Below are 9,276 nucleotides of genomic sequence, written 5' to 3'. Positions count from 1 at the left end.
TTTGAGAAGGGCTGCTCCTAGTACGAGAGGACCGGAGTGGACGCACCTCTGGTGTTCCGGTTGTCACGCCAGTGGCATTGCCGGGTAGCTATGTGCGGACGGGATAACCGCTGAAAGCATCTAAGCGGGAAGCCCCCTTCAAGATGAGACATCCCTGAGGCCGAGAGCCTCCTGAAGGGCCCAGCGAGACCAGCTGGTTGATAGGCACGGTGTGGACGCGCTGCAAGGCGTTGAGCTAACGTGTACTAATGGCCCGTGAGGCTTGACCCTATAACACCCAAGGGGTCTGGTCGTGATGATAACGATGAAGCCGGATACGCACTGAGCTGATGAGTATCAGCCAGTGAGAGACGACACGAAACACGTTGTAAACAGTCAGCATGGTATGCATTTAAAGTTATGCCTGACGACCATAGCAAGCGTGAACCACCTGATCCCTTGCCGAACTCAGCAGTGAAACCGCTTCGCGCCGATGGTAGTGTGGGGTCTCCCCATGCGAGAGTAGGTCATCGTCAGGCACCTATACCAAAAATCCCCCGAGGCTTGCGCCTTGGGGGATTTTTTTTTGCCAGTCTTTTTAACCGCATTATACCCGGGAGTGTTTATTTATCTGGCTGGTTTTTGTGTCAAAATACCGCCTCCAAGGAGGAATGTCATGATACAAATGCGCTGGGAAGAGTTACTTTCCCCTAAACGGCTCCACGACCAACGCTCGGCCAGCACCCGCGAAATAGGGCGTAGCCCGTTTCACAAAGATCACGACCGCATTGTCTTTTCCGGTTCCTTCAGACGTCTTGGGCGCAAAACGCAGGTCCATCCCCTGACTGAAAACGATCATATCCACACCCGCTTGACCCACTCGTTGGAAGTCGGCTGTGTGGGACGCTCTTTGGGAATGATTGTAGGCGAGCTGTTGCGCGATAGGTTGCCGGAATGGATAACACCTGCTGATTTGGGGGTGATCGTTCAAACTGCATGCCTGGGTCATGATATTGGTAACCCTCCTTTTGGACACGCCGGTGAGTATGCAATCCGTGATTGGTTTCAGCGTGCTCAAAGCAGTGGTTTGTTAGAAGGCCTTTCAGACGCTGAGCGCGAAGACCTGTTGACCTATGAAGGCAACGCCCAGGGTTTCCGGGTGATTACCCAGATCGAATATAACCAGTTCAATGGCGGTATGCGGCTATCAGCGGCCACACTGGGTGCGCTGCTCAAATACCCCTGGACCGTGCGCTATAGCGGACGGGCGGGCAAGTTTGGGGCTTATCAGTCAGAGCAGGGGCTGCTCAAGGAAGTGGCCGACGCCGTGGGGCTGCTCCCACAGGGGGAGCAGCGCTGGTGTCGCCACCCTTTGGCCTGGCTGGTGGAAGCGGCTGATGATATCTGTTACGCCCTGCTGGACCTGGAAGACGGCCTGGAGATGGGTATTCTGCGCTACGAAGAAGTGGTGGAGGTGCTGCGTCAGATTGCCGGAGAATTCCCGCCCGAGTATGCCGAGATGCAGGCGCGCAACGTATCCCAGCGCCGCCGTATTGCACTGCTGCGAGGTGCAGCGATGGAGCGCGCCGTGAACGATGTTGGCGCCGTGTTCGTTCAGCACGAACAGGCCCTGCTGAACGGCACGCTTAAGGATGACCTGCTTGAGCTGTGTCATCCGGATTTAGGCTGGGGCGTTAAGGCGGCAAAGCAGCTGGCCCGGGAGCGTATTTTTCAGAATGAGCGGAAGGCAAAGCTGGAAATTGGCGCTTATACAACGCTGGGCATTTTGCTTGAAGCTTTTATTGGTGCTGCGCACGAACTGCACCACACCGGGCGCAGCTCGTTCAAGCATCAGCGTGTTCTCGCCTTGATAGGCGAGAACACGCCGCTGGCCTCCTGGCCGCTCTATGATAGCTATCGACGAATGCTGGACTTTATCGGTGGGATGACGGATCACTATGCTGTCGACCTGGCCCAGGAAATGGGCGGGCGTTTGCGAGGCGATTAGGTGCCATCATACCGAAGGCTGGCGAAGATGCGTCAGCTCCACGAGTTTGGCACGTTCCAGCAGGATATTGATGATTTTATCGTGGATGGGATCGCTGATCTGACCCGGCATGAGCGCGGTCAGTTGGCTTGCCAGCATATCGCCACTAACGACCAAAATGTCAGGTGCCGCGTCATCGGTATCAATGTGCCAACCGGGTAACACCAGCACACCTCGTACCGGTACCGAAACGCCGCATTGTTGTTCTAGCCACTGGCTAAGCCAATCAACCCCTTGGCGTGTTTTATGCAACGGACGCCTTTCTTGCCAGTAGGGAAAGCGAAGGCGCTCACGCTCGACGGCAACGGTATTTTGCCCACGCCCTGAATTACTGATGGGCACGGTGCGTGCGCGTGTTTCGACCACGAAAACGCCGTGCGGGGTCACCACCACATGGTCAATCGTAAAGCTATCCGTCGGCACGTCGTGAAAAACATAGTAAGGGTGCGCATCAGGACGGATAAGCCGCTCAAGTTCCTGGCCGACAGCCAGCTCGCAGGCCAGCCCCAGCTTCAACCGCCGAATGCGCTGGTAGTCGCGCACTAACAGCAGTGAGAATGCCAGAACAAGCAGCGTACTAAGCAAGCCATAGAGTGCCCATTCCACCCAGTCCTGCTTATCGACAAACAGCATTCGCCCCATGCCATAGACCAATGGGGAAAGACTGATTAAGGGGCCTAACGCGCCATTGAGAAACAGGCTTGAGAACGCTTGATCGAGCCGATAGCGCAATGCCTGACCGGGCTCGCGTAGCGGGGTGTCGAAGGGAGATTGGACACGAGCGTCATGCAGACTGCGAAGTACCAAAACAATGCTTGCCATCGCCGCCAAGGGAAAGAGAAAAATCAGCGGTAGCAGATATTCTAGCCAGATCATTGCAAAGTCCTAGTGCGGCGTGACTGCACAGTGACGGTTCGTCCTGGGACGCATGGATTAGCCACCAGCCAGTTTGACTTGATAGCCGCGTGCGGTTAGTTCCTGCCTCAGGCTATCACGGTGATCACCTTGAATTTCAATGATGCCCTCTTTAACAGCGCCGCCTGTGCCACAGCGTTTTTTCAGCGCTTTGGCAAGATCTTTGAGCTCTGCGGTGGTTAGCGGGATACCACTGATCGTCGTGACCCCTTTGCCTTTACGGCCACTGGTTTCGCGACGAATACGGACGATGCCATCAAGTGCCGCAATACGCGCTTGTTCGCTATCGGTATCACAGCGACAGGATTCCAGGGGTTCGCGGCAAGAGAGGCAGGTGTTGCCTTTTTCGGTGGAATATACCAGCCCACCAAGCTGGTCGCGTAGTGAAGCCATCGCGTTATTTTCCTTCAGAGTAATAAGGCTCGGCTGCCTGGCTCATTGACTGGCTTAACTGCCTGACCACGGCAGGTAGCTGAAGCATGCTGCTGATCATGATGGCATTTTCCGGTGTGGTTTCCGCGTCGGGAAAGCGATTCAAGTGAATGACCTTCATGCCAGCTTCAAGGGCCGCCCGTACGCCAACCAATGCATCATCAATGGCAATACAGTTAGCTGCGTTGAACCCCATGATACTCGCGGCATAGAGATGCAAACAGGGTTCTGGTTTCCAGCAGTTGGCGGTGTAGCCACTGAAAAGGCGTTCTGCGAAATAGCCATCAAGCCCCGTTGCTTTGAGCGCAGTGCGAATTTTGCCTTCAGGGCCGTTGGAAACCACAGCGCTCGGGTAAGCGGATAGCTGCTCAAGGGCTTCTTTAGCGCCGGGAATCGTGGTGAGTTCATTGGCGAGCCGTTCAGCCAGGCTGGCACGCATTGCGCTTTCCATGCTTTTGAGCTGATCGTTGCAGACGTCGCCATGGCGTAACTGCAGCTGAGCAACGATATTACGAAAGCGTGAACCTCTAAATTCACCCATATAGTCAGACGGTACGAAAGGAAGTCCCACGCTATTCAGCCCTGTCGACATCTCTTCGGCAAGGAGGGGTTCACTGTCAACCAAGGTGCCATCGCAATCAAATAATAACAGGGGGAGCGGCATGGTAAATTTCCTAGCAGAGACTTAGCAACTGCAGTGACAAACACGATAATTAATCATAGGCCCATTGAACGAGATTTTAGCGTATTTGTGAACAGTGTTCTGTAATTTTTTGCTTGCCTGGACGGTTGAGCTGATTCAGATTAATCAAAATGCGCGGCAATGATGGCGTTCCAGGCCGTTGATTGAGCGCCATTTCTACGTTGTACGAGGCGCACGCAGGGCACGGAGTTACGTGCTAAGCTTTCGAAACCCTAACAAGAGGAGACTGTGACGATGCGACTACCCCCTTGGATCATGCCATTTGTGCTTGCTGCCGCCATGCTGGCCGCCACTAGTGCGGCCACCGCTGACGAACATGAGCACGAACCTCTCGACGATGCAGCGCTCGAGGAAGAATATGGTATTAAAGCAGGTGCTGTTAAGCGGGACGCGGAAGACCGCAGCAGCGATACCTCTGACGCCGAGAGCAATGGTGCTGAGGAAGAAGAGGCAGAAGATGAAGAAACCTCAGCGGGTACTGGCGGCAGCGGCGATGCGAATGCGGATAACGGAGAAAGTGATGACAGCGAAAGCGACGCCGAAGACGAAGAGTAAGTGTCCCATCCAATAAGTGTCCATTAAAAAGACGGCCAAGTTGGCCGTCTTTTTTGATCGGGGCTATATGGCGTTGGCGTTACGTTACCTTGGGGGCCAGCTCGCCACGCTCGTAGCGCTGGTACATGGTTTCCAGGTTGATCGGTTTGATCTTGCTGGCATTGCCCGCGGTACCAAAGGCTTCATAACGCGCAATACACAGCTCGCGCATGGCCGATACCGTTTCCTTGAGGAATTTGCGCGGGTCGAATTCTGACGGATTCTCCGCCAGGAAGCGACGCACTGCCCCGGTGGACGCCAGACGCAGGTCGGTATCAATGTTGACCTTGCGCACACCGTGCTTGATGCCCTCAACGATCTCCTCGACGGGCACCCCGTAGGTTTCAGGGATCTGGCCACCGTACTGATTGATGACATCGAGCCATTCCTGGGGAACGGAGGACGAACCGTGCATCACCAGATGGGTATCGGGAATGCGTGCGTGGATCTCCTTGATACGCTGGATCGACAGCGTGTCGCCTGTCGGCGGCTGGGTAAACTTGTAGGCGCCGTGGCTGGTACCGATGGCAATCGCCAGGGCGTCTACGTGGGTAGCCTTGACGAACTCGGCGGCTTCTTCCGGGTCGGTGAGCAGTTGCTCCATGCCGAGTTTGCCTTCGGCACCGATGCCGTCTTCCTCGCCGGCCATGCCGGTTTCCAGGCTACCCAGGCAGCCCAGTTCGCCCTCGACGGAAACGCCGCAGGCATGCGCCATGTCGACGGCGCGGCGCGTCACATCAACGTTGTACGCGTAATCTGTGGGGGTCTTGCCGTCTTCGCCCAGCGAGCCATCCATCATTACCGATGAGAAGCCGAGCTGGATAGAGCGCTGGCAGACGGCCGGGCTGGTTCCATGATCCTGGTGCATGACGACAGGGATATGCGGAAACTCTTCAACGGCCGCCAGAATCAAGTGGCGCAGAAAAGGGGCGCCCGCGTACTTGCGGGCACCAGCGGACGCCTGGACGATGACCGGTGAGTCAGTCGCATCGGCGGCTTCCATGATGGCGCGCATCTGCTCCAGGTTATTAACGTTGAATGCCGGAACGCCGTAGCCGTATTCGGCGGCATGGTCGAGCATTTGGCGCATGCTGATCAAAGCCATTGAGTCACCTTATCTGTGAGGTTAATGCTGGTATCGGAGTCAACGGGCGCAGCGAGCGCCCGCTAAAATGTTAACGATTATCCGCGTTGGGCGGCGGCTTCAAGCGCTGCCACGGCAGGTAGCTGTTTGCCTTCGACGTATTCAAGAAAGGCGCCGCCGCCGGTTGAGATGTAGGACACACGATCTTCAATGGCGTATTTATCGATGGCCGCCAAGGTATCACCGCCACCAGCGATTGAGAAAGCGCTGCTTGCGGCGATGGCATGGGCGATTACTTCGGTGCCTTTGCCAAACTGATCAATTTCAAACACGCCGACCGGGCCATTCCATAAAATGGTACCGGCGTTTTTCAACAGGCTGGCCAGATGCGCGGCGGTATCGGGGCCGATGTCCAGGATCATTTCGTCATCGGCCACCTGGTCGACCGGCTTGACCACCGCGTCGGCAGATTCGGAGAATTCGGTCGCCACCACCACATCGGTGGGTAGCGGTATAGTGACTTTTTCCATCAGCGCTTTTGCCTGGCCGATTAAATCCGCCTCATGGAGCGACTTGCCGACATTGTAGCCTGCGGCGGCAATGAACGTATTGGCGATGCCGCCGCCAACAATCAGTTGGTCGCACTTGTCGGAAAGCGCGGTCAGCACGTCCAATTTGGTCGACACTTTGGAGCCGCCAACAATCGCCGCCATGGGCCGAGCGGGGTGAGCCAGGGCCTTTTCCAGCGCATCAAGTTCCTGGGCGAGCAGCGGGCCTGCGCACGCCTTCGGGGCAAAGCGCGCAACGCCGTGGGTCGATGCCTGAGCGCGGTGGGCAGTGCCGAAGGCATCCATCACGAAGATATCGCACAAGCTGGCATACTGTTTGGCCAGCTGTTCGTCGTCCTTCTTCTCGCCGGTGTTGAAGCGCACGTTTTCCAGCAGCACAACGTCGCCGTCGGCCATTGTCGGTGCACGGTCAAGATAGTCGGTAACCAGCTTGACAGGGCGGCCCAGCAGTTCACCCAGGTGTGCCGCCACGGGGGCCAGGGAAAATTCGTCGGCGGATTCGCCTTCCGCCGGGCGACCCAGGTGGCTCATCAGCAGGACCTTGGCTCCGGCCTCGGCGGCCGCCTGGATAGTCGCAAGCGCCGCCCGCAGACGCGCATCGCTGGACACACGCCCGTGCTTGATCGGTACGTTGAGGTCTTCACGAATCAGTACGCGCTGCCCTTTCAAGGGCAGGTCGGTCATTTTTTGCACGTTCATGCGAGTATTTCCTCGTGTTCAAGCGGGTGAAAAGTCATGATGCGGCCCTGCAAGTCAGCGTGCGCTGCCATCCGTCAGCGTGGCCAGGCGCTGGGTGATGTCCAGCATGCGATTGGCAAACCCCCATTCGTTATCAAACCAGCAAAGCAGTTTGACCAGGCGCCTGCCTGCCACCCGTGTCTGTGTGGCGTCTAGGATGCCAGAGCGCGGGTCGTGATTAAAATCGATCGATGCCATGGGGGCTTCGGTATAACCTAATACCCCCGCCAATCGCTGCTGGCTGGCTTCCCGCAGCAGCGCATTCACCTGGTCGGCATCGGTGTCCTGGTTCACCGTCAGCGCCGCATCCATGGCGGATACGTTAATGGTGGGGACGCGCACATGCAGGCACTCAAAACGACCGGCAAGGCTTGGCATCAGGCGGCTGATGCCCAACGCCAGGCCGGTGTCCACCGGCACGATGGATTGCATCGCCGAGCGCGTCAGGCGCAGATCGGTCTGATGGTAGGCGTCAATGACCGGCTGATCATTCATGGCCGAATGAATCGTGGTGGTCACGCCGTGTTCCAGTCCCAGTGCGTTGTCCAGAACGGTCAATAAGGGTACCAGGCAATTGGTGGTACACGAGGCCGCCGAGATAATGCGCTGAGAGTGCGTCAGCTCGTCCTGGTTAATACCCCATACGATGGTGGCATCGACATCGCTTTCCGCGGGTTGAGAAAACAGCAGACGCTTGGCGCCGGCGTCCAGATGACGCTCTGCGGTGGCGCGATCCTTGAAGCTGCCCGAGCACTCCAGTACCAGATCAATATCCAGGGCGGCCCAGGGAAGTGACCCTGGGTCCTGTTCGCAGAGCACATGAATGCGCTGACCCTTGATCAGCAGCGCTTCGCCATCGTTATCCACCTCACCTGGAAAACGGCCGTGAGTGGTATCGTAACGGGTAAGATAGGTAATGGTCGCCAGGTCGGAAAGTTCATTGATCGCCACCACCTCAATCTCGGGGTGGTCACGCTCAACCAGCGCGCGCAGGATGCATTGACCTATGCGTCCGTAGCCATTGATGGCGATGCGATACCTTTTGGAGTCAGCCATGTCGCGAAGCGGCTCTTGAAAGTGGAGCAGGGGCCACGATGGGCATGAAAGTAGGTGCGATGATAACGTATTTCAGCGGGTGATGCTTATCCACTGCCCACGCCTATCAGCTCCCACGCCAGTGGTAGTAATAGAGCAGTAAAAATGCCGGTCAGGCTCATCCCCAATGAGGCAAAGGCACCGGCGGTATGGCTTAGCTCAAAGGCGCGCACGGTGCCAATCGCGTGACCATTCAGCCCCAGAGCAAAGCCGATAATGCGCTCGTCGTCGATGTGTAAAACCCTTGCGCAAAGGCTCACACACGGGATGGTGACGACCCCCGTCACCAGCAGGGCGCCCATCAGCAGGGCCACGTTGCCACCCAACTGTTCGGTAATGCCAATGGCGATGGGCGCAGTAACGGATTTGGCGGCGATAGAGGCCAATATCTGACCGGGGCTGCCCATTAACCAGGCAATACCCAACGCATAGAAGGTTGCCAGTGCCGCAGAGATGGGCAGGCATACCGCTAACGGGCGCCAGAGTGCGCGAATACGTGGCAGTTGCTGGTAAAGCGGCATTCCCAGGGCAACCGTCGCCGGGCCTAACAGGACCGTCAGCCAAGCAGCACCCTGCTGATAGGTGGCATAAGGCATCCCTATCAGCGCTAATGCCCCGGCCAACAGTAATGCGGCGATCAGGATGGCGGGCAGCCAAGAAGGCTGTTTTAGACGATTGAATAGCGCGCTGCCCACCAAGAAGGCTGCCAGTGTCAGCCCGACGGCAAACAGCGGCGTCGCCGTGAGCGTTGCTAATACGTCAGTGGGCATGATGCCCCATGAGGCGTTTCAGAAGCCAGAGTGTCGTGACCACGCTCAGCAGCGTCCCGAGTGACAGCGCTACGAGAATGGCAAGCCATTGGCCTGCCAGTTCATCGAGAATAAAGAAGACGCCCACAACGCCGGGCATGATGAGCATGGCGAGCAGCCCAATCAGCGGCTGGGCCGCGGCCGAGATGCTCGACGGCACGCGGCCGATGACGGAAAGGGTGACGCCCATCAACAGCATGCCGACCACACCGGAGGAAATGGGCAGACCGGAGAAATGGATGACCACTTCGCCGATCAGCCAGTAGCTAATCAGCCATAGCAAGCCGTTCAACGCGGGCATGGCCTACCTC

At 57.2% G+C, this 9,276-nt stretch carries 10 protein-coding genes and 2 rRNA genes; 4 read left to right on the top strand and 8 right to left on the bottom strand.

What is annotated here, in order from left to right; genetic code table 11:
• The 3 genes from BMX75_RS17655 to BMX75_RS17645 form a co-directional block, all read left to right on the top strand.
• Positions 1 to 270: ribosomal RNA gene (locus tag BMX75_RS17655) — 23S ribosomal RNA — on the top strand; the annotation flags it as partial.
• A gap of 132 nt (positions 271 to 402) precedes the next feature.
• Positions 403 to 518 (top strand): 5S ribosomal RNA (rrf, locus tag BMX75_RS17650).
• Between the two features lie 137 nt (positions 519 to 655).
• A complete protein-coding gene (locus tag BMX75_RS17645) occupies positions 656 to 1,987 on the top strand; it encodes a deoxyguanosinetriphosphate triphosphohydrolase (RefSeq protein WP_092830985.1) in 1,332 nt (443 codons plus the stop codon).
• Between the two features lie 6 nt (positions 1,988 to 1,993).
• Here the strand turns inward: BMX75_RS17645 and BMX75_RS17640 are convergent, their stop codons facing one another.
• Genes BMX75_RS17640 through BMX75_RS17630 form a run of 3 tightly spaced genes read right to left on the bottom strand, consistent with a single transcriptional unit; the run spans position 1,994 to position 4,037 of the window.
• Complete coding sequence (locus BMX75_RS17640; RefSeq protein ID WP_092830983.1) at positions 1,994 to 2,902, bottom strand: nuclease-related domain-containing protein; 909 nt, start codon at positions 2,900 to 2,902, stop codon at positions 1,994 to 1,996.
• Between the two features lie 57 nt (positions 2,903 to 2,959).
• Positions 2,960 to 3,334, bottom strand: a complete 375-nt coding sequence (locus BMX75_RS17635) for a translation initiation factor Sui1 (RefSeq protein WP_092830981.1) — start codon at positions 3,332 to 3,334, stop codon at positions 2,960 to 2,962.
• A 4-nt stretch (positions 3,335 to 3,338) separates the two neighbouring features.
• Positions 3,339 to 4,037 carry an HAD-IA family hydrolase gene (locus BMX75_RS17630; RefSeq protein ID WP_092830979.1) on the bottom strand — a complete coding sequence of 233 codons (699 nt, stop codon included), beginning with the start codon at positions 4,035 to 4,037 and terminating at the stop codon, positions 3,339 to 3,341.
• 273 nt (positions 4,038 to 4,310) lie between these two features.
• Between BMX75_RS17630 and BMX75_RS17625 the strand changes: the two genes are divergently transcribed.
• Positions 4,311 to 4,631, top strand: a complete 321-nt coding sequence (locus BMX75_RS17625; RefSeq protein ID WP_092830977.1) for a hypothetical protein — start codon at positions 4,311 to 4,313, stop codon at positions 4,629 to 4,631.
• Positions 4,632 to 4,710: 79 nt separating this feature from the next.
• Here BMX75_RS17625 and fba read toward each other — a convergent pair whose 3' ends face one another.
• The 5 genes from fba to BMX75_RS17600 form a co-directional block, all read right to left on the bottom strand.
• On the bottom strand, positions 4,711 to 5,775 hold the full coding sequence (fba, locus tag BMX75_RS17620) for a class II fructose-bisphosphate aldolase (protein ID WP_066320732.1): 1,065 nt from the start codon (positions 5,773 to 5,775) through the stop codon (positions 4,711 to 4,713).
• 77 nt (positions 5,776 to 5,852) lie between these two features.
• Positions 5,853 to 7,022, bottom strand: a complete 1,170-nt coding sequence (locus BMX75_RS17615) for a phosphoglycerate kinase (protein WP_092830975.1) — start codon at positions 7,020 to 7,022, stop codon at positions 5,853 to 5,855.
• Positions 7,023 to 7,076: 54 nt separating this feature from the next.
• On the bottom strand, positions 7,077 to 8,117 hold the full coding sequence (locus BMX75_RS17610) for a type I glyceraldehyde-3-phosphate dehydrogenase (protein WP_066320730.1): 1,041 nt from the start codon (positions 8,115 to 8,117) through the stop codon (positions 7,077 to 7,079).
• Positions 8,118 to 8,203: 86 nt separating this feature from the next.
• Positions 8,204 to 8,926: an LrgB family protein gene (locus tag BMX75_RS17605; protein WP_092830973.1), complete on the bottom strand. Its 723-nt coding sequence runs from the start codon at positions 8,924 to 8,926 to the stop codon at positions 8,204 to 8,206.
• Positions 8,916 to 9,266 carry a CidA/LrgA family protein gene (locus BMX75_RS17600; protein ID WP_066320724.1) on the bottom strand — a complete coding sequence of 117 codons (351 nt, stop codon included), beginning with the start codon at positions 9,264 to 9,266 and terminating at the stop codon, positions 8,916 to 8,918. Before BMX75_RS17600 ends, BMX75_RS17605 begins: the two co-directional genes overlap by 11 nt.
• Positions 9,267 to 9,276 lie beyond the last annotated feature (10 nt).

The organism is Vreelandella subterranea (assembly GCF_900111305.1).
In the GTDB taxonomy this organism is placed as follows: Bacteria; Pseudomonadota; Gammaproteobacteria; order Pseudomonadales; family Halomonadaceae; genus Vreelandella; species Vreelandella subterranea.
Note: the sequence above shows the minus strand (reverse complement) of the source record. Positions and strands in the feature narration are given on the sequence as shown.